The organism is Tritonibacter litoralis (assembly GCF_009496005.1).
In the GTDB taxonomy this organism is placed as follows: domain Bacteria; phylum Pseudomonadota; class Alphaproteobacteria; order Rhodobacterales; family Rhodobacteraceae; genus Epibacterium; species Epibacterium litoralis.
Genome location: NZ_WIBF01000002.1, coordinates 262,528 through 281,175, shown reverse-complemented (window position 1 = coordinate 281,175; position 18,648 = coordinate 262,528). Strand labels below are relative to the sequence as shown.

19 protein-coding genes are annotated in these 18,648 nt (G+C 57.5%); 12 read left to right on the top strand and 7 right to left on the bottom strand.

Going from position 1 to position 18,648, the window contains the following annotated elements; all coding sequences use genetic code 11:
- The first annotated feature begins 45 nt into the window (after window positions 1-45).
- From GFB49_RS05560 to GFB49_RS05540, 5 genes are all read left to right on the top strand, one after another.
- Window positions 46-225 (top strand): CTP synthetase, encoded by a 180-nt coding sequence (locus tag GFB49_RS05560; RefSeq protein ID WP_153214841.1) that lies wholly within the window; start codon window positions 46-48, stop codon window positions 223-225.
- Between the two features lie 142 nt (window positions 226-367).
- Window positions 368-877 carry a PhnA domain-containing protein gene (locus tag GFB49_RS05555; protein WP_343032480.1) on the top strand — a complete coding sequence of 170 codons (510 nt, stop codon included), beginning with the start codon at window positions 368-370 and terminating at the stop codon, window positions 875-877.
- Window positions 878-981: 104 nt separating this feature from the next.
- A complete protein-coding gene (locus GFB49_RS05550) occupies window positions 982-1,635 on the top strand; it encodes a protein-L-isoaspartate O-methyltransferase family protein (RefSeq protein WP_153214837.1) in 654 nt (217 codons plus the stop codon).
- A gap of 163 nt (window positions 1,636-1,798) precedes the next feature.
- The gene (locus GFB49_RS05545; protein ID WP_153214835.1) at window positions 1,799-3,247 is read left to right on the top strand and encodes a TolC family outer membrane protein; all 1,449 of its coding nucleotides are present in this window, start codon (window positions 1,799-1,801) and stop codon (window positions 3,245-3,247) included.
- A 383-nt stretch (window positions 3,248-3,630) separates the two neighbouring features.
- The gene (locus GFB49_RS05540) at window positions 3,631-4,473 is read left to right on the top strand and encodes a prolipoprotein diacylglyceryl transferase (protein ID WP_194269279.1); all 843 of its coding nucleotides are present in this window, start codon (window positions 3,631-3,633) and stop codon (window positions 4,471-4,473) included.
- Window positions 4,474-4,717: 244 nt separating this feature from the next.
- Here the strand turns inward: GFB49_RS05540 and GFB49_RS05535 are convergent, their stop codons facing one another.
- Window positions 4,718-6,172, bottom strand: a complete 1,455-nt coding sequence (locus tag GFB49_RS05535; protein WP_153214831.1) for a cobyric acid synthase — start codon at window positions 6,170-6,172, stop codon at window positions 4,718-4,720.
- A gap of 84 nt (window positions 6,173-6,256) precedes the next feature.
- Between GFB49_RS05535 and GFB49_RS05530 the strand changes: the two genes are divergently transcribed.
- Window positions 6,257-6,829, top strand: a complete 573-nt coding sequence (locus tag GFB49_RS05530; RefSeq protein ID WP_153214829.1) for a cobalamin biosynthesis protein CobQ — start codon at window positions 6,257-6,259, stop codon at window positions 6,827-6,829.
- Window positions 6,830-6,908: 79 nt separating this feature from the next.
- Here GFB49_RS05530 and GFB49_RS05525 read toward each other — a convergent pair whose 3' ends face one another.
- Entirely contained in the window at window positions 6,909-7,223 is a 315-nt protein-coding gene (locus GFB49_RS05525; RefSeq protein WP_153214827.1) for a DUF6280 family protein, read from the bottom strand.
- 238 nt (window positions 7,224-7,461) lie between these two features.
- On the opposite strand from GFB49_RS05525, the gene efp reads away from it, so the two are divergent.
- From efp to GFB49_RS05500, 5 genes are all read left to right on the top strand, one after another.
- Window positions 7,462-8,025 carry an elongation factor P gene (efp, locus tag GFB49_RS05520; RefSeq protein ID WP_153214826.1) on the top strand — a complete coding sequence of 188 codons (564 nt, stop codon included), beginning with the start codon at window positions 7,462-7,464 and terminating at the stop codon, window positions 8,023-8,025.
- Window positions 8,026-8,238: 213 nt separating this feature from the next.
- A complete protein-coding gene (locus GFB49_RS05515; protein WP_153214825.1) occupies window positions 8,239-9,213 on the top strand; it encodes a helix-turn-helix domain-containing protein in 975 nt (324 codons plus the stop codon).
- Between the two features lie 157 nt (window positions 9,214-9,370).
- Window positions 9,371-10,891, top strand: a complete 1,521-nt coding sequence (gene adh / locus GFB49_RS05510) for an aldehyde dehydrogenase (RefSeq protein WP_153214991.1) — start codon at window positions 9,371-9,373, stop codon at window positions 10,889-10,891.
- A 152-nt stretch (window positions 10,892-11,043) separates the two neighbouring features.
- A complete protein-coding gene (locus GFB49_RS05505) occupies window positions 11,044-12,054 on the top strand; it encodes a sterol desaturase family protein (protein WP_153214824.1) in 1,011 nt (336 codons plus the stop codon).
- Window positions 12,055-12,058: 4 nt separating this feature from the next.
- Window positions 12,059-13,165, top strand: a complete 1,107-nt coding sequence (locus tag GFB49_RS05500; RefSeq protein WP_153214823.1) for an acyltransferase family protein — start codon at window positions 12,059-12,061, stop codon at window positions 13,163-13,165.
- 16 nt (window positions 13,166-13,181) lie between these two features.
- Here the strand turns inward: GFB49_RS05500 and GFB49_RS05495 are convergent, their stop codons facing one another.
- The 4 genes from GFB49_RS05495 to ygfZ form a co-directional block, all read right to left on the bottom strand.
- Window positions 13,182-13,784, bottom strand: coding sequence for a hypothetical protein (locus GFB49_RS05495; protein WP_153214822.1), 603 nt, complete (start codon window positions 13,782-13,784; stop codon window positions 13,182-13,184).
- Window positions 13,785-13,805: 21 nt separating this feature from the next.
- On the bottom strand, window positions 13,806-14,405 hold the full coding sequence (locus GFB49_RS05490) for a HupE/UreJ family protein (RefSeq protein ID WP_153214821.1): 600 nt from the start codon (window positions 14,403-14,405) through the stop codon (window positions 13,806-13,808).
- Between the two features lie 181 nt (window positions 14,406-14,586).
- Complete coding sequence (locus tag GFB49_RS05485; RefSeq protein ID WP_246149624.1) at window positions 14,587-15,186, bottom strand: hypothetical protein; 600 nt, start codon at window positions 15,184-15,186, stop codon at window positions 14,587-14,589.
- A 65-nt stretch (window positions 15,187-15,251) separates the two neighbouring features.
- Window positions 15,252-15,992, bottom strand: a complete 741-nt coding sequence (gene ygfZ / locus GFB49_RS05480) for a CAF17-like 4Fe-4S cluster assembly/insertion protein YgfZ (protein ID WP_153214819.1) — start codon at window positions 15,990-15,992, stop codon at window positions 15,252-15,254.
- Window positions 15,993-16,092: 100 nt separating this feature from the next.
- On the opposite strand from ygfZ, the gene GFB49_RS05475 reads away from it, so the two are divergent.
- Window positions 16,093-16,773 carry a TIGR04283 family arsenosugar biosynthesis glycosyltransferase gene (locus GFB49_RS05475; protein WP_153214817.1) on the top strand — a complete coding sequence of 227 codons (681 nt, stop codon included), beginning with the start codon at window positions 16,093-16,095 and terminating at the stop codon, window positions 16,771-16,773.
- On the opposite strand, the gene GFB49_RS05470 is transcribed toward GFB49_RS05475, so the two are convergent.
- Entirely contained in the window at window positions 16,770-18,632 is a 1,863-nt protein-coding gene (locus tag GFB49_RS05470; RefSeq protein WP_153214816.1) for an ABC transporter ATP-binding protein, read from the bottom strand. The genes GFB49_RS05475 and GFB49_RS05470 overlap by 4 nt on opposite strands.
- Window positions 18,633-18,648 lie beyond the last annotated feature (16 nt).

Here is an 18,648-nt window from a genome sequence, read left to right as displayed (position 1 = left end):
CAGGATGGCGGAAACCTTGGTGTTATGGCTTCAAAAGGGGGCGACATGTTACGGCTGGCTCTGATCCTTCACGTGTTTATTGGTGCAACGCTTTGCGGGGTAGGGGTGATAGCGGCCCTTGTGATGGGCTATACCTCTGCTGCGGCCATTTTGGTGGGCGCGGGCCTGGGCTTTGTCGCCGCGCTGCCGGTCAGCTGGGCGGTGGCCAAAAGCCTTTATAACTGAACGGTTTGCTGGGGGACGTTCTGCGCAGGTTTTGCTGAAATCCTGCGCATTCGCTGCGGTAAATCCTTTTGCCGGGTTTTCACGGGAACAGCGCTGATCTACACGGGCTGCAGGATTGACTTCATCGGAGCCCGTTTCAATTGTGACTTGCCAACTTTGTTCTGCGGATGCGCCGCTTGCTGCTTTTGATGTGACGGGTGGACCGGCTGAGGCCAGTATTCAGATTTGTGCCACCTGCCGCGATCAGATCGCAGGCGAGCTGGATCCGAACCACTGGCGCTGTTTGGCCACGGCCATGTGGAGTGAGACACCGGCCGTTCAGGTGCAGTCGGCGCGCCTGTTGAAACGGCTGGAAGGGGAGGACTGGGCCCGCGATCTGGCAGAACAGCTGTGGCTGGACGAAGAAACGCAGGCCTGGGTCGATGCCGCACCTGCCGCATCGGCGCATAAGGACAGCAATGGCGCGCCTTTGGCGGCGGGGGATACGGTTGTTCTGATCAAGGATCTGCCGGTCAAAGGGGCCGGTTTTACAGCCAAACGCGGCACGGCTGTGCGCAATATCTCTCTGGTTGCGGACAATCCCGAACACATCGAAGGTCGGGTCGAAGGGCAGCGTATTGTTATCTTAACCAAATTTGTAAAACGAAAATGAGTTGCTGCGGCCACAGATGCCCGGCAAATAGATGCTGACTTGTTGCCCAACCGAGTCTGCTGTGGCACAAGTGAGGAAACGCTAAGGATAAACGAGCTGTTCTCATGACCGATTTCGCTGAACGCCGTCGCATGATGGTTGATACTCAGGTTCGCCCGTCGGATGTCACCAAATATCCGATCATCGAGGCGATGCTGGCGGTCCCGCGTGAGGCGTTTGTGCCGGATGCGCAGGCCGAAGGGGCCTATGCGGATCAGAACGTGCCGTTGGGCAATGGTCGTGTTTTGGTCGAGGCGCGCACTCTGGGCAAAACGCTGGATGCGCTGGATATCAGCAATGATGAGCTGGTGCTCGATCTGGGTTGTGGGCTTGGTTATTCCACCGCGGTGATTGCGCGTATGGCGCAAATGGTCATTGGTGTTGAAGAAGATGAAACCATGGGCAGCGAAGCTGCATCGCTGTTGTCAGATGTTGGGGCGGATAATGCCATCGTACACCAGGGCCCCTTGGCCCAGGGTGCGGCAGAGCATGGCCCCTATGACGTGATCATGGTGCAAGAAGCAGTGGAAACATTGCCAGAAGAAATTATGTCACAGTTAAAAGAGGGTGGGCGCATTGCTGCACTCATGATGACTGGGGCCTTGGGGGAAGTGAAAATCGGCTACAAAGCAAATGGCGCAATTTCCTGGCGCTTTGCTTTTAATGCCACCGCGCCGGTTCTGCCCGGTTTCGAAGCTGCCAAAGAATTCGCGCTCTAAAACGAATGTGTTTGTGAGGGCGGTCGTTTCGGGCTTTTGTGGCTCTGGACGATTATTGTGATTGATGGATCGGTCTGGCCAGAAGGTGAGGCCGAAAGGTCATGTTGGAATTCACGTCAAATCCCTGAAAAAAGGGACAGGGCGGCAGATAGGTGACAGAGAAATGCTGACGACCATTTTTGCAAAACGAACCCGAACAAGCGGCTCTAAACGGTCCGTGCGCGCTTTGGCCTTGGCTGGCAGTATGTTGGCTGTGCTTGTCGCACCGAATGATTTGCGGGCAGATAACTTGTCTGACGCTCTGATCGGGGCCTACAAGACCAGTGGTCTGCTGGAACAGAACCGTGCATTGCTGCGTGTGGCGGATGAGGACGTGGCGTCAGCTGTTGCGTCCATGCGCCCGATCGTCAACTGGGCCCTGACCGCGTCCCATCGGTATACACGTTCGCCTACCGCACTTGGTGGGTTGCAGGATGGTGACAATAACACATTCGCGGCGACCATTAACTTGTCCTGGGTTCTTTGGGACGGCGGCCAGCGCGCGTTCACCAAACGCGCCGCACAAGAAGCCGTTTTGGCCACGCGTCAAAGCCTTCTGGACGTGGAACAGCAGGTGTTGTTCAGCGCGGTAACCGCGTACGTCAGCGTCTTGTTCCAAGAGGAAAACGTGCGTCTGCGCAGCAACAACTTGCGTTTGCTGCGCGAAGAACTGCGCGCTGCGCAGGATCGATTTGAAGTGGGAGAGGTGACCCGGACGGATGTGGCGCTTGCGGAAAGCCGTGTTGCCGGTGCGCAAGCAGAACTGACCCAGGCACGCGGTGATCTGGCGTCTGCACAGGCTGTTTATAAACAAGTGGTTGGCCGTGAGCCGGGCGCCACCCAAGGCCAACCGCCCTTGCCAAGCGCAACCCGCTCGGAAGCCGATGCGCAAAATCTGGCCCGCCGCAACCACCCCTCGTTGTTGTCACAACAGCATGCGGTGAAATCCGCAGAGCTTCGGGTGGAAAGCACGCGCTCCGCGCTTGGCCCGTCGATCACCTTGCGCGGCGACTTGGGCCACACGCAGACCTTTAACCAACGCACCGATACAGACACCCGCGGGGTGTCTCTGGAACTAGGCCAGACAATTTACGCAGGCGGCGGTCGTCAATCGGCGCTGCGGGCGGACCGTGCGCGTCTGGATGCAGAAAAAGGTGTTCTGATCACGGTTCAACGCCAAATCGAACAGGGCGTGTCCTCTGCCTTTGCAAGCCTGAATGCCACCCGCGCCAGCTTGACGTCCTCTGAGCAGCAGGTGCGTTCTGCGCGCGTCGCCTTTGATGGGGTCCGCGAAGAAGCCACGCTGGGTGCGCGTACCACATTGGATGTTCTGGAAGCGGAGCAAGAACTGTTGGATGCACAGGTTGACCGAGTGCAGGCACGCGCGAACCTGTCCCTGGCTGCTTATGATTTGCTGCAAACCCAAGGCCTGTTGACGGCCGAGCATCTGGGCCTTGCGGTCGAGATCTATGACCCCACGCTCTATTACAATCTGGTCAAAGGCGCGCCAATCCCAGCCACCAAACGGGGCAAGGATCTGGACCGTGTTCTGAAGGCACTGGGCAAGCAATAAATTCCGATCAAATGTCGGGGCATTCCAGAGTTGTCGGATGCCCCGACGCAGGCTACAGTCTCGAAAAGAGGCCAGAGTAGTGTAGTAAGGAAAACATGTCAGGTCCCCTAGAGCACGCAGGCGTCGAAGACGTACTTTCTTCTATTCGTCGCTTAGTTAGCGAAGAAAACAGATCCGCGCGCCCGGACAGACCCACGCGACCTGAAACGTCGCGTCCACGGCTGGTGCTGACGCCGGCTCTGCGTGTTCCCGCATCCCCTAATGCCAATGCTCCGAAAGCTGATGACGGGCATTTTCCGAACGATGATTTGGTCAAGGCTCCAGATATCGGCGGGGTGGCTGAAGCAGGGCAAATTGGTGATCCTGCGGGGCAAGACAAAGCTGTGGCCTTTCTTGATCATGAGCACACAGTTGCGCGTGCCGCAACCTCGGATGTGTTCCATATGCGTCATCCCAATGGTGTCAAGGACCCTGAGGTAAAGGAGACTGAGGTCGATAGTGCCCAAGCTGAGAATGCTGCGGGACAGGAGGCTGAGGCTTCTGAAACCGCGCAAGACGTGGACCCTGTGGCTGCGGACGACCCGGCGTGGAAAAATCCCGATGGGACTTTGTTTCGCGCGGCAGAGGATCATGACGCAGCTGCTGGTGCAGGCGAAGACCAGGTGGATGCGGCAGACGCACAGCCTGTGTCATCAGCAGATGTGACGCAACTCCACAACGCATCTGCACGCCACCGGGCCGCTGCGGTTGTACGTAAGATTGCCGAGATGGAAGCCGCAACTGGCCAAGATCCCGCGCAGACCCTCTGGGAACCGGATGCCAGCCAAGCCGGTCCTTTTGGCGCCAGCTCACAGTCGAAAGAGCAAAAGGCCTGGGCAGAGGGGCAACCAGTCTCTGGAGCCAAAGATCAGAGCGAAGGCAGCGCGCATTCGGCGATTGAACGCTCTGAGGGAGCTGCATCGACAGAGGATTTGGCGGAGCCCTTGACCGAAACAGTGGTCGAAACGGTTGCGCAGGACATTGAAGACAGTGTCTCTGAGGCTGCTTTCTTTGAAATGACGGATGATGAAACCACGCTTCTGGATGAAGACGCGCTGCGGGACATGGTTTTGGACATTGTCCGCCAAGAGCTGCAAGGCGCGCTGGGGGAAAAAATCACCCGCAATGTCCGTAAGCTGGTCCGTCGCGAGATCCACCGGGCCTTGGCCTCGCACAATCTCTTGTGATGTAAACGCCGGTCGCACTGTCACTTACAGACTTTGACGAAGGCGTTTCACCTCCGATGGCGGTGAATGCAGTTGTGGTATCGCTTTTTTTCAAAACACCAAATCCGCGCATCCGTTCAGCAGGATCTCCCGCCCAGCTCCGTTCTCCTTTTCAGGAGAACCACGCCCAAGGCCGCAGGCGGCATCGGCAAAAGCCGATGGTGGCTAAGGACGCGGGAGCTTTTGGTCCATGTGGCATTCGACGCTAACTCTGCTTTGGGTTCGACTTTACCGTCTGTGACAGGGCATAGATCTGATCCAAGTCCATATAACGCTCCAGATGATCCGCCAGATCGTCGAGCGCCGTTTCAACCTCCGCATCATACTGCACGGTGCCGCATCCACCCAGTTCTTCTAGAAAATGCGCCCGAAACCGGTCCGAGGCAAACAGCCCATGCAGGTAGGTCCCGCGCACCCGCCCATTTGAGGATTGTGCGCCTTCTGGGCGGTCGGCAATCCTAAGCCAGGCGCGATCACAATCGGCCCCCGTGGTGCGGCCCATATGGATTTCATACCCTGAAACCGGCAGGTTCCCATCCAATGTCGAAGCCTTTGTCAGTGTGACCCTCTTGTCGCCGGCCATCACGGTCTCCACGTCCAAGAGCCCAAGCCCCGCGGCCTGCCCTGGCCGCCCGTCCACGCCATCGGGGTCTTCAATGCTGTGCCCGAGCATCTGGTAGCCCCCGCACAGGCCCAGCACGTGGCCACCGCGCCGATGATGGGCCAAGATGTCGATATCCCATCCCTGCGCCCGCAGAAACGCGAGATCGCCTAAGGTGGACTTGCTCCCCGGCAGCAGCACCAGATCCGCGTCCCCCGGAAGCGCTTTGCCCGTTGGCACCATCTCCACACTGACGTCCGGTTCCGCCACCAGCGGGTCCAGATCGTCGAAATTGGCCATCCGCTCAAGCTGGGGCACCACAATCTTAAACTTGCCGCCTGAGCGGGAGGCTATGTCCATACTGTCTTCGGCGGGAAACTTCCACGCGTCCCAGAACCACGGGATCACACCAAGGGACGGCCAGCCGGTGCGGGCGGCGATGTCATCGCGGCCAGCGTCAAACAGGCTGAGGTCACCGCGAAATCGGTTGACGGCAAAGCCGACGATCTTCTCTTGGTCTTCGGTGTCCAAAACCGCCTGCGTGCCCACAATCTGTGCGATCACGCCCCCCCGGTGAATGTCCCCCATCAAGACCACCGGCACGTCCGCGGCCTGCGCGAACCCCATATTGGCAATGTCGCCTTTGCGCAGATTGGTCTCTGCGGGCGAGCCTGCGCCCTCTATCAGCACCAGATCTGAGTCGGCTGCCAAGCGGTGAAAACTCTCCAGTGCCGCCTCCAGCAGGCCTGTTTTGTCCCGCATGAAAGATCCGGCTGCCCGAGTGCCGCGCCGCTGGCCGTGTACAATTACCTGCGCGCCTGTGTCCGTTTCGGGCTTCAGAAGGATCGGGTTCATATCCGTGTGAGGATCGCGCCCCGCAGCCCGCGCCTGCAAAGCCTGCGCCCGACCAATTTCGCCCCCCTCGGGCGTCACAGCGGCGTTGTTGGACATGTTCTGGGGTTTGAACGGAGCCACCTTCAGCCCCCGCCGTGTAAAGGCGCGTGCCAGCCCGGCCACGATCAAAGATTTGCCAACATTGCTGCCGGTGCCTTGAATCATTATCGCGCGTGCCACGTAGTGTTCCCAATCTTGTTTGCCTGCGGGTGATTCCGTCTGGCGACCTTAAAACTGATTGAGAATGATATGAATACTCCTGCACATCTGTTGACGGGTGCCGCACTCTTTGGGCGCAAGGGCGACAATGTCATCCTGGGGGCGGCGGTGCTTGGCAGCCTACTGCCCGATCTGTCGCTCTATCTGATGACGGCCTGGGCCATCTATGTCCAAGGGCTGTCGGTCAATGTTGTCTTTGATGAGCTTTATTTTTCCCCATCCTGGCAACAGGTTTTTGCAATCGACAATTCCATCCCTTTGTGGGGGCTCGCGCTTGGGGTGGCAATCTGGGCCAAACGCGGCTGGGCGATCGCCTTATGTGCCGCAGCCCTTTTACATATCGGGCTGGATTTCACGATGCATGCAGGTGACGGGCGGCCAAACTTCTGGCCCTTTTCGGATTGGGTGTTCCATTCGCCCATCAGCTATTGGGACCGGCGCCACCATGCGCATCTGGTCGAACCTGTGGCCCTGGCGGCCAGCCTGGTCTGTTTTGCGGTCCTGTGGCGGGGCAGGGGCTGGGTTGCACGGGCGGGGTTCACATTGCTCGCGCTGATGGAGCTTGGGACCTCCAGTGTCATGTATCTGATCTTTGCTGGCTGACCGCAGCTGCAGCCACAAAAAGAAAAACGCGCCCCCACCGGACGCGTTTTTCTTTTTCGGCAGCTTTTCAATTGAAAGCTTAGGCAGCCTCGGCCTGTGCGTTACGACGCTCGCTTTCTTCACGTGACAAAGCCACAGAGGTGCGAACCCCATTTCCCACAAATTCCATCAGGCCTTCGACAACGCGCTCGTTCGGGTCGATACCCGCACAGCTCAGCACTTCACGGCCATCGCGCGACCGTGCCCAACGGGCAATCTGCTCGGGGCCGTTGCCATATTTTTTGTCGTCCGCAATTGCGTCGTCCAATGCTGCCAACACAACGGCAGCAAACAGTTTGCGGGCTCGGTTGCCTTGCTCATTATTATAAGCAGTGCCGTCCACGAAATCTCGCATCTCGCTTCCTTTTTTGTTCTTGCTATTGCAATTTCTGTTTTTTCGGCGTGACGCCTCTTATGGCGATTTTGTGACGATTCGGGTAGTCAAATTTTGCATATCTCGCATGCATTCTTCGCATAGCTATTCCGAGGGTCACTTTACCAGCTGCTGGGGCGTTATCGTTTTCTTGCCAGCCGTTCTGATGGTCGATATAGGGGCTTTTAAATGTTCAACAACCACCCGAAAGGCATTTCCCATGCCCAAGATCAATGGCAATGAAATTCGCCCCGGCAATGTGCTGGAACATAACGACGGTCTTTGGGCCGCAGTCAAAGTCGACCATGTGAAACCAGGTAAGGGCGGAGCCTTCGCCCAGGTGGAACTTCGTAACTTGCGAAATGGGTCAAAACTCAATGAACGTTTCCGCTCCGCTGACAAGGTTGAGCGCGTACGTTTGGAGCAAAAAGATCAACAATTCCTGTACGAAAGCGATGGGATGTTGGTTTTCATGGATGCCGAAACTTACGAGCAGATTGAACTGCCTGCAGACCTTCTGGGCGAGCGTCGCCCATTCCTGCAGGACGGTATGACCATTGTCGTTGAGTTCTACGATGACGAAGCGCTGAATGCGACTTTGCCGCAGAAAGTCACTTGCAAAATTGTTGAAACAGAGCCTGTCGTCAAAGGTCAGACAGCTGCAAATTCCTTCAAACCTGCAATTCTGGACAATGGCGTCAAAGTCATGGTGCCGCCTTTTATTGGTCAGGATGAGATGATCATCGTTAACACTGAGACGATGGACTACTCCGAACGCGCGTAATGCCACAAAAATATTTCCTTGCGACCAGGTTCTTAGACGGGCCCTGCAAACCCAGTTTGCAGGGCTTTTTTGCGCCTTTTCAGCCGCCTTCATGGAGTTGCGCAAAATTTACGCAATCCGTCCGCTCTGTGCTTTTTTATGGAACATCTTTATTTTCTGGCCGGTTTTCCTGTAGATTAGAACGCATCCCTTCACGGGTGCGGAGGAGACGGAATGGGATTGCCGCCACAAGTCGGACATGTGGAACGCGTGCTGGAAGCCGCTGAATCGCCGGTGGGTGCGGCAAAATCCCGTGTCGTGGCCTCATGGCGACGATCTATTGTCAAACATGGCTTGGACCCAGCTCAGCTGACGCGCGGAGAACGGATGGATACCTCGGCGTTACGTGAACGGCGCGAGGCCTCGGATCGGTTCTTGGATATTGCCACCCCGCAGCTGGATCAGCTCTTTCGACTTGTGGGGCTATCTGGATGCAGCGTTTTTCTCACGGATGCCAAAGGCTTGGTTCTGGACCAACGCTGCGGCGATGGTGATGAAAGCGCGTTTCGTGAATGGGGCCTATGGGAAGGGGCCGATTGGAGCGAAGGCGCCGAAGGGACAAATGGCATCGGCACCTGCCTCGCTGAAGAACGCCATCTGATCATTCACCGTGACGAACATTTCTTTGCCCGCAATGCCGGCATGAGCTGCATCGACGCGCCGATCTTTGGCGCGGACGGTCAGGTGATCGGGGCGTTGGATGTTTCATCGGCCCGCGCGGATCAGACCGAAGGATTTAACAAATTGATTGCGGCCTCTGTTTTGCAAACTGCCCGCCAGATCGAGGCCGACGCGTTTCGGGCGGCTTTCCCAAGGGCGAGGTTTATTCTGGCAGATGCAGAAGACGGGCCTTTGGTCAAACTGCTGGCCGTGGACAGCGATGACATCGTGGTCGGCGCGACACGTGGCGCGCGACGTGCCTTTGGGCTTGCTCCTTCCGGGCCCATCGAACGCCGTCCGGCAACCGACTTGCTGGGGCGGGACGAGAGTGAGCCAACCGGATTTGAACGTGGGGAACGCGCCGCCGTTATTCGCGCCTTGTCCCGCGCCGATGGAAATGTGTCCCGCGCTGCGCAGGCTTTGGGAATCGGGCGTGCGACGATCTACCGCCGCATGAAACGTCTCGGCATTGGTGAACGGGACGCTTAAATCCCACAGTTCACATACGAAGTATCCGCCGAAGTGTCTCAGTCCTGGGACAAACCAACAAAATACTGCTTTGGTCTAACAAGACTTATCGAATTCATGATGGCAACGTCTCTGTCACAGATGCGGCGGAGGGGCCGCACACATGGAGGACAACATCATGAACGAGATGACACAAGTCGCCGGCGAATTCGATTCGCCGTTTAAAGAGCGTTATGACAATTACATCGGTGGTAAGTTCGTCGCCCCGGTTTCAGGTCGTTATTTTGACAACATCACCCCGATCACTGGTGGCGTGGTTGGCCAGATCGCCCGTTCGGATGAGAAAGACGTCGCACTGGCGCTGGACGCAGCGCACGCTGCCAAAAAAGCCTGGGGCACCACAGCACCAGCCGTTCGCTCCGACACGCTGCTGAAAATCGCAGACCGTATGGAAGAGAACCTGGACATTCTCGCCAAGGCCGAGACGTGGGACAACGGCAAGCCGATCCGCGAAACAACCTTGGCCGACATCCCTCTGGCAATTGACCATTTCCGTTACTTCGCAGGCGTTCTGCGCGGCCAAGAAGGCACGATGTCGGAAATCGACAACGATACGGTCGCCTATCACTTCCACGAGCCTCTAGGCGTTGTGGGTCAAATCATCCCTTGGAACTTCTCCATCCTAATGGCGGCCTGGAAACTGGCGCCGGCGCTGGCCGCGGGCAACTGTATTGTCTTGAAACCGGCAGAACAGACACCGGCCGCCATCATGGTGATGATGGAGCTGATCGGAGATTTGCTGCCTGACGGTGTTCTGAACATCGTCAACGGCTATGGTGCCGAAGTGGGTGCGGCACTGGCTACGTCCGACCGGATTGCTAAAATCGCCTTTACCGGTTCGACCCAGACCGGCAAGATCATCATGAAAGCTGCAACGGAAAACCTCATTCCGGTGACTTTGGAGCTGGGCGGTAAATCTCCGAACGTCTTCTTCAAGGACATCATGGACCAGGATGATGAATTCCTCGACAAGGCGATCGAAGGCTTTGTTCTCTTTGCCTTCAACCAGGGTGAAGTCTGCACCTGCCCAAGCCGTGCGCTGATCCACGAAGACATCTATGAAGAGTTCATCACCCGTGCCATTGCACGCGTGAAAGCGATCAAGCAGGGTGACCCGCGTCTGATGGAAACCATGGTCGGCGCACAGGCCAGCCAGGAACAGCAGGACAAGATCCTGTCCTATCTGCAGATCGGCGTCGAAGAAGGGGCCGAGGTTCTGGCCGGTGGCGCCGCCGCACGTTTTGACGGTGACATCGAAAACGGCTTCTACATCCAGCCGACTATCCTGAAGGGCCACAACAAGATGCGCGTCTTCCAGGAAGAGATCTTTGGCCCGGTCGTGTCGGTCTGTACCTTCAAAACCGATGAGGAAGCGCTGGAGATCGCCAACGACACGCTCTATGGCCTTGGCGCTGGAGTTTGGTCGCGTGACGCAAACCGCTGCTACCGCTTTGGCCGTGGCATCGAAGCAGGCCGCGTCTGGGTTAACAACTACCACGCATACCCGGCCCACGCAGCCTTTGGTGGCTACAAGCAGTCCGGCATCGGTCGCGAGAACCACAAAATGATGCTGGACCACTACCAGCAGACCAAAAACATGCTGGTCAGCTACAACCCGAACAAACTGGGCTTCTTCTAAGTCCCACAGGTTTGTTGATTTCAGAAAGCCGGGGCAGGGATGCCTCGGCTTTTTTGCCGTCCGCTGCCGCCATCGGCAATGTGCCCAGTCAGCCAAATCGTGGGCACGGGGTGGCCATATTGTCGCCTGATTAACTGTTTATCCACGTCCTCATGGACATGTTTTCGATCATCTTTTCTGAGTTTCTGTCAAAAGCCGCCGGGCCTAGCAGCCGGTTATGGCCTGTCTATCTGCTGATCACATTGGGGATCTGTTTTGCCCTTTATCGGCGTCAGAACATATCCACATCGTTCCTGCAGTGGCTGTTCCCAAAGGCGATCTATTTTCACGCATCGCATCTGGTCGATGTGAAAATCTTTGTGCTGGGCAAGATCTTCTCGACGCTTGGTCTGTTCAGCCTTGTGTTCTTCAGCGCGGTTGTGTCCAAAGCAATCGTTTCGGTTTTTGGCGGCAGTGCGTCGGCAGCCCCCTTGCATCCGGTTTGGATCGCCGCGCTTTTGTTGCTGGTCAGTGATTTCTCCACCTATTGGGTGCACCGGATCCACCACGAAAACCGGATTATCTGGCCCTTTCATTCGCTACATCACTCGGCCGAGGTGATGACGCCGGTCACCGTATATCGAAAACACCCGATTTATGATCTGATTTCCTCCTTTGTGCGCGGCATTCTTGTGGGCGTCTTGCAGGGGATTATGTTGTGCGTCTTCCTGCAAGAGCCGAGCTTTGCTGCGATCGCCGGGGTGAACGCTTGTTATGTGCTATTCAATATCGCAGGGTCCAACCTGCGCCACAGCCATGTGTGGCTCAGCTTTGGGCGCGTGATTGAGCATTTCATCATCTCCCCAGCGCAGCACCAGATCCACCATTCGATTGACCCGCGCCACTACAACAAGAACTACGGCGAAGTTCTGGCGATCTGGGACTGGATGTTTGGCACCCTTTACGTGCCACAAGCCCAAGAGCGGATTGAATTTGGACTGGGCGACAAAGCAGGCAACCGCCTGCGCCAGCGCCATGATAGTCTGACAGCCGCTTTGTACGTGCCAATCCGTGACAGTGCAGTGCAGATCAAAAAGGCGCTGACACGTCACAGCGGAGCGTCTGCGGCCACTCCAAAGGCCATGAACAGAACTCCCAGCCCCGCAAAGCCACCTGCAGAATAACGCAATGAGCAGGGGCTTTTCTCTCTATCTTGATGGGTTGCGGTTCCTGGCGGCTGTCTTGGTCCTGTTGTCTCATTTCGCCTATCCCCGTTTCAGCGATGGACGCTGGCTGTGGGTGCGCGAGCTGAATTTGGGCAGCGACGCGGTGGTCCTCTTTTTTGTGCTGTCCGGGCTGGTGATCAGCCATGTGGTGGCGGCAAAACCAGGTGGGGCGTGTCAATATGCGTTTGACCGTCTGACCCGCCTGATCTCGGTCGCTTTCCCAGCGCTGCTGCTGGGCTTTGGTCTGGATTGCATCGGCGCTGCAATTGCGCCGCAGATCTATGACGGGTGGATGTATAACCCGCTGCCGCTGTGGGAACTTCTGCTGCGTGGTTTGACGTTCTCTAACGAATGGGGCGGGATTGCCACACGGCTGGGCACCAATGGACCTTATTGGTCGCTCAGCTATGAGGCCGCGTATTACGCGCTGTTTGGCATCGCTGTTTACACCCAAGGTCCGCGCCGCATCGCGCTTATTGCGCTGGGGGCGTGGTGTGTGGGGCTGAATATCCTGTTGTTGATGCCTGCGTGGTTGGTTGGCGTCGGGCTCCACCGGATGGTCGTATTTGGCGTCAAACCTTCGAAACGCGCAGCGCTTTATCTGGCGATTGTGCCGGTGCTTTTTTATGTGGGCGCGCTGGCCTATGATCTGCCGCAGCTTCTGCGCGCGCCAATTGCTGCGTATCAGCCCTCCTTGCGGTTTTCAGACGAATTCATTTGGAACTTGGCTCTGGCTGTCTTGGTGGGAGCGCATCTGTGGGGCATGGCGAATTTACTGTCCGGGCAGGGGAGAGGGCGTGCCGCCAGATCGCTGCGCTGGTTGGCGGCTGGAAGCTTCTCGCTCTATCTGCTGCATTACCCGGTGCTTCAGGTGCTGGCGGGCATCGGTCTGGCCAGTCACACGCTGGCAGAGGATGTGGTCCTGCTGGGGGCCACGGGGATCGCCTGTTTCCTCTTTGCAGAAGTGTTTGAGCGGCGGTTGCCGGTGTTCCGCCGTTGGCTGCAGCCTCTTTTGCGGATGAGGCTTGGCCAGACCCAGCCCACGCAGACCAACACCATAAAGCATTGATATGCGCCCTTCGGGGTTAACCTGGCGTTACTGTGAAGGCGAGGATCAGAGTCATTGTCGCGGCCAGCCACGAGGCTGCAACGCGCCACACAACACGCATCCAGAACGCCGTACTGAGGGAAAGCGCGACACCGGCAATCACCGCCGCACCTGCTGTCGTCAGGTTAATTGCCACAACCACACCCAGCAGGAAGGCGGGCGGCAGTTCCCATATCCCATGCCCGTCAAGCGCTACCGCCACTGCCAACCCTCCAAGGGCAAAGGTGGCAAGCAACGCGACAGCAGTATGATGACGTGGCAACAGCGCTGCCAAAACCGCGACAGTCAAGCCTGTTGCCAGCAAAACGGTGACAGAAGCATCGCCCAGAAGTACAGCGGCCGGAATGCCTGCCGCTTGCCCCGCCAAAAACATCGGCCAGCCTTGGGTCATACCGCAGGGTTGCCACAGGCTGAGCAAGACACCTAGGGCCAACAGCGGCAAAAGCGTCTCGGGCGCGGTGAACACAACCATTCCACCTGTTTCGATCTGCGCCAACAGACCTTCGTCATAACTGTGTGCATGGGCCTGCGGAGCACTGAGAAGGCCACCAAGCGTCAAGAAAAACAGGCGTTTCAACATGGGTCTGTTCCTCGCCAAGCTTTAGGCGAAACCAAACAGAAAGGCAGCCCCGATCAGCGCAATTGCGCCGCCCATACCACGCACAAAGGCCAGGCCCGGTTTGGACCTCGTCAAAAAGCCCAGACCAATCCCGGCCATATGCAACAGACCGGTCCCAATCACAAACCCCACGGCGTAGCCATAGGCGTTAAAGACATCCGGCAACTCGGTGCCATGGGCGTGGCCGTGGAAAATGGCAAAGAACCCAACAATCACTGAAGCGACCCACAAAGGTGCGCGCGCGGCCGTTGCAACCAATAGGCCCAAGATAACGCCCGACAGTGCGATGCCGGTTTCGACCGCGGGCAAGGGCACCCCAAGTATTCCCAGCGCGCCGCCAAAGGCCATGACCATCGGGAAGACAACGGGCAACACCCAAATTGCAGGCTGGCCTAAAAAAGCCCCCCAAAGGCCTACTGCGACCATGGCCACAACATGGTCCCAACCCAGGATCGGGTGCCAGAAACCAGAGGCAAAGCCGGAGTTGATCCCATCACCAGTATGAGCGGCGGCTGCAGATGCGAAGCAACAGACAGCAAATGCGGTGAGGGCTTTTAAGGCGATGTGGGATTTGAAAAACATTATTAGGCCCGAGTAACTAATTTGGTTAGTTAAACCTTACCAGCCATATCCACGCAGACAATGTGAGAATTATCGCGACGCCTCAAAACGGCGTCATCCAATGAAACAGTTGGGGCCTGTAAACAGGACATGCAGAGAGGGGCTCGCTTGCGTGATTGAAAAACGGTTATTTCAGCCCAACTCAATCCAGCGCCGGTTCCGTGACCACAATCGAATGACCACAACTGTCCATCATCTTGCCATAGGCGGCCGTGAACCCTTTCAGGGAGGCCAGATAGATCCGTGTGCTGGCCTGAACAGGCGACAGCAGGCGCACGTCCATCTGGCTGCCCGACTTCATCCCGATCAGGACATATGGCGCGTCCTGCCAGCGTACTGTGGCGTCAGCTCTTAAAAAACCGTCTTCATCAAAATACCCGTCCACCAGCGCATAGTAATCAATGCTCTGATCCACAATCAGCGTGACCGCCTGGCCGTTTTGCATTTGGGTGTCATACCCGCGCGGCGCGCTTTCCTGCAAAGTCACCTGAGGGTAGTCCGAAGGGGGACCTGCATCACCATTTGAAATCGACAACCGAAGGCTGGGATCACCATCTCCGCCGGTCCAGGCCGTGCATGTCACGCGCCAGTCTTCACCGGTGTCGACGCCTTCCACATGGACGTTCCAATCTCCATAGCTCCAGTAGCGGTCTTCCGCGCTGGCTGCAGTGGTCCACAGACCGGGACACAGGGCAGAGCCCAAAAGCCCCGCAACAAGGAATTGAGGGAACTTCGAAATCATAGGCTCATCCAATCGACACAGGGTACAACAGAACCAAGCCTTACCGGTCGCGAATGAACAAGGGGTTAGGACGCAGTTTGCCAGCGCAGGGTGGCATCAGCCGCCTGCATGTCGCCAGCCGCTCGGTCAAAACGCAGATAGGCAATCGCTTTGCCACCTGACTGGGTGAACAGGGTGCCAACCGGCTTGCCGTCTGCAGTGATCTCAGTCCCGACGGGAGCACTTCCGTCGATGTCGACCACCTGCAGACCTTTTTTAAGGGTTGTTTTATGCTTCATCCGCGCGGTGACCTCTTGGCCCACGTAACAGCCCTTGCGGAAATCCACACCGGACAAGGTTTCAAAGCCCGCTTCCAGAATGTAACTGTCAGGGGTCAGCTCGATGCCCGTTTCCGGAATGCAATGGGTCACACGGATAGCGTCCCAATCGCTGCCGTCATCGCCGCTTTCCGCGCCATACAACCGCCAGCCCATCGCCGGATGACGCGGGTCTTGCAACGCCCCTTGTGGCGCGTCCCCGGTGCCGCGACGCACGAGCATGTCGGTTTCAGAAATCTCAACATCCGCCCGCAGCCGATACATGGTCAACCGCTGGGCCAGGCCTGCGGCCAGGGTGCTGTCCACATCCAGCAAAACATCCGCCCCATCCGCCAACAGGAAGAAATCCGCCAGATATTTGCCCTGCGGTGTCAACAGCGCCGTGTACACCAAACCTTGGTCAATTCCGTCTACATTATTGGTCACCAGGTTCTGCAAAAAGGACCTGGTGTCCGAGCCTGAGAGGCGAAGAAGGGTGCGAACGCTCATTTTGGTCTCTTTTACTAAGGGTTAGGCCACCATAGGAGGACGTGCTTTTCTTGTTGAGTGTGATATAGGAAAGGCGCAAGAAAAAAACAGGATTAAACCGATGACAGCCCCAATCAGTGTTGTGATCCCCACGCTGAATGCCGCGCCGCATATGCAGGCAAGCCTTGAGATGCTGATGGAGGGGCTCTCTGCCGGTTTGATCCGGGAACTGGTGATCTCGGATGGTGGCTCGACCGATCTGACGTTGAAGATCGCGGACGAAGCTGGGGCTGAGATTGTGAAAGGGCCTGCGTCCCGTGGTGGCCAGCTGCGCAGGGGCTGCGCCACGGTCAAAGGGGATTGGATCCTGATCCTTCATGCAGACACGGTGCTGGAACAGGGCTGGAGCAAGGTGGTTGCGGAGCACTTAAAACAGCACGCAGGGCGGCCTGCGCATTTCAAACTGGCCTTTGCCTCGCGCGGGGTCTGGCCAGGGTTGGTTGCCTGCTGGGCCAATCTCCGATCTGCGGTCCTGGGCCTGCCGTATGGCGACCAGGGGCTGCTGGTGCCCACCGCGCTTTATCGGGCCAAAGGCGGCTTTCCCGATCAGCCCCTGATGGAAGATGTGGAAATGGCCCGCCGCCTGCCGGACATGCGGACCCTTCCGGCCTATGCGATCACCAGTGCTGAGCGGTACGAGCGGGACGGTTGGATCCGTCGTGGCAGCCGCAATTTGTGGACCTTGATGCGCTATGCGATGGGCACCGATCCAGAAAAGCTGGCCGCTGCCTATCGTCGTTAATCTGACCGCCAGAACCGGCGCGCGAGGCGGCGCAGCCAGCTGCGATCAACGGCTTCTGGCTCTGCTTCTTGCGGCAGCTGGGCTGCGACACCTTCAGGGTCGACCAGTGCTTTGCCGTCTTTGAACTGCAGACGATAAAGATCCGCATAGATGCCGCCGCGTTCCAGCAGCTCTTCATGGGTGCCCTGATCCGCGATTTCCCCACGTTCCATCACCACAATTTTGTCCGCGTTCTGAATGGTCGACAAACGGTGCGCGATCACAATTGTGGTCCGCCCGCCTGCCAGTTTGTCCAAGGCAGATTGCACAACCTTTTCTGATTGCGCATCCAGGGCCGAGGTCGCCTCGTCCAGCAACAAAACCGGCGTATCCCTCAGCAGGGCGCGCGCAATCACCACGCGCTGACGTTGACCACCTGACAGGGCAGAGCCACGTGGACCCACCAACGTGTCTAGACCATTGTTTAGCTTGGGCAAAAAGTCCGACACATGTGCTGCATCCAAAACCTCTTGCAACCGTTCGTCACTAACATCCGTGCGGCCCAACAGAATATTCTCCCGCAGGGTTTCGTCGAACAGCAATGCTTCTTGGGTCACAACCGAGTACAACCCGCGCAGATCGTCGAGGCTCATCTGATCCACGTTGACGCCGCCGACGTTGGCCGAGCCTTCCTGCGGATCGATCAGGCGGGTCACAACATTAAAGATCGTTGATTTCCCGGCTCCTGATGCCCCAACCAGCGCGGTCGTCTTTCCCGCTTCCGCCACCAACGAGAGGCCACGCAACACGGGCGCCGAACCATAGTTCAATGTTACATTTTCCAAACGCACTTCGGGCAAACCTTGGGGGGCAGGCACCGGATTTGGGGGGGATGTCACGGCGATCGGTTCATCCATCAGTTCTTTGAGCCGCTCCATTGCCGCTGCGGCGGATTGCCAGATCCCGCTGACAGAGGCCAGACGTCGCATCGGGTCAAAGGTCAGGCCAATCGCGGTAAAGAAACTCATGAACTCACCAACGGATTTTTCGCCGCCAATGATCTGCTGCCCACCATAAAGCACAACCCCCATCACGCCCAAACCGGCCATCATGTCAATCATGCAGGTCATCGAAGATGTGCCGAAATTGGCTTTGACTTCTTGGTGCACGTAATCGTCCATGTGGTGCGCATAGCGCGCCTCTTGGTAGTCTTCCAGATTGTTAAGCTTGATCGGGACGATGCCGTGAAAGATCTCGTCCAGCCGGGTTGACAGGGATGCTCCCAAATCACGAGCCCGCGCCGCTTTTTTGCGGACATAACGTTGCAGCCAGGACAGGGGCACCAGCAGCATGGGCAGTCCGATAAGCATGATAACGGTCCAGCGCCAATCGACCATCAAGGCCACATACATAGTGGCCATCAATTGGGTGACGTCGCGACCTGCGCCGGTGATGACCGCCTGCCAAACTTGGTTGATCGCTCCCACATCCCCTTGGACGCGCTGGATCAGAAAACCGGGGGGGTTCTCTTGGTGGAAGGCCGGGTCTTGGCGAATGATCCGCGCCAACATGTCTTTGCGCAGATGTGCGCCTGAGACCAGTGACACCCGGGACAATACCACTTTTTGGCAGACGCTTGTGATACCTCGGATTGTGAAGATGGCAAAAAACGCAAGGCTCACCCAGATCAGCGCATCGGCGTTGCCGGCGACAAAAACATGGTCGAACATGGGCTGCATCATATAGGCGAGGCCACCAACCGTGGAGCCTTCGATCAGCATGAAGACAAAGGCAACACCGAGCCAGCCCATGTAGTGACGCAGGTAACCGCGCCACAGCCAGCCCATCAATTCCCGCGAAGATTTTGGGGCGCTTGTCATATAGGGCACTGCCTTT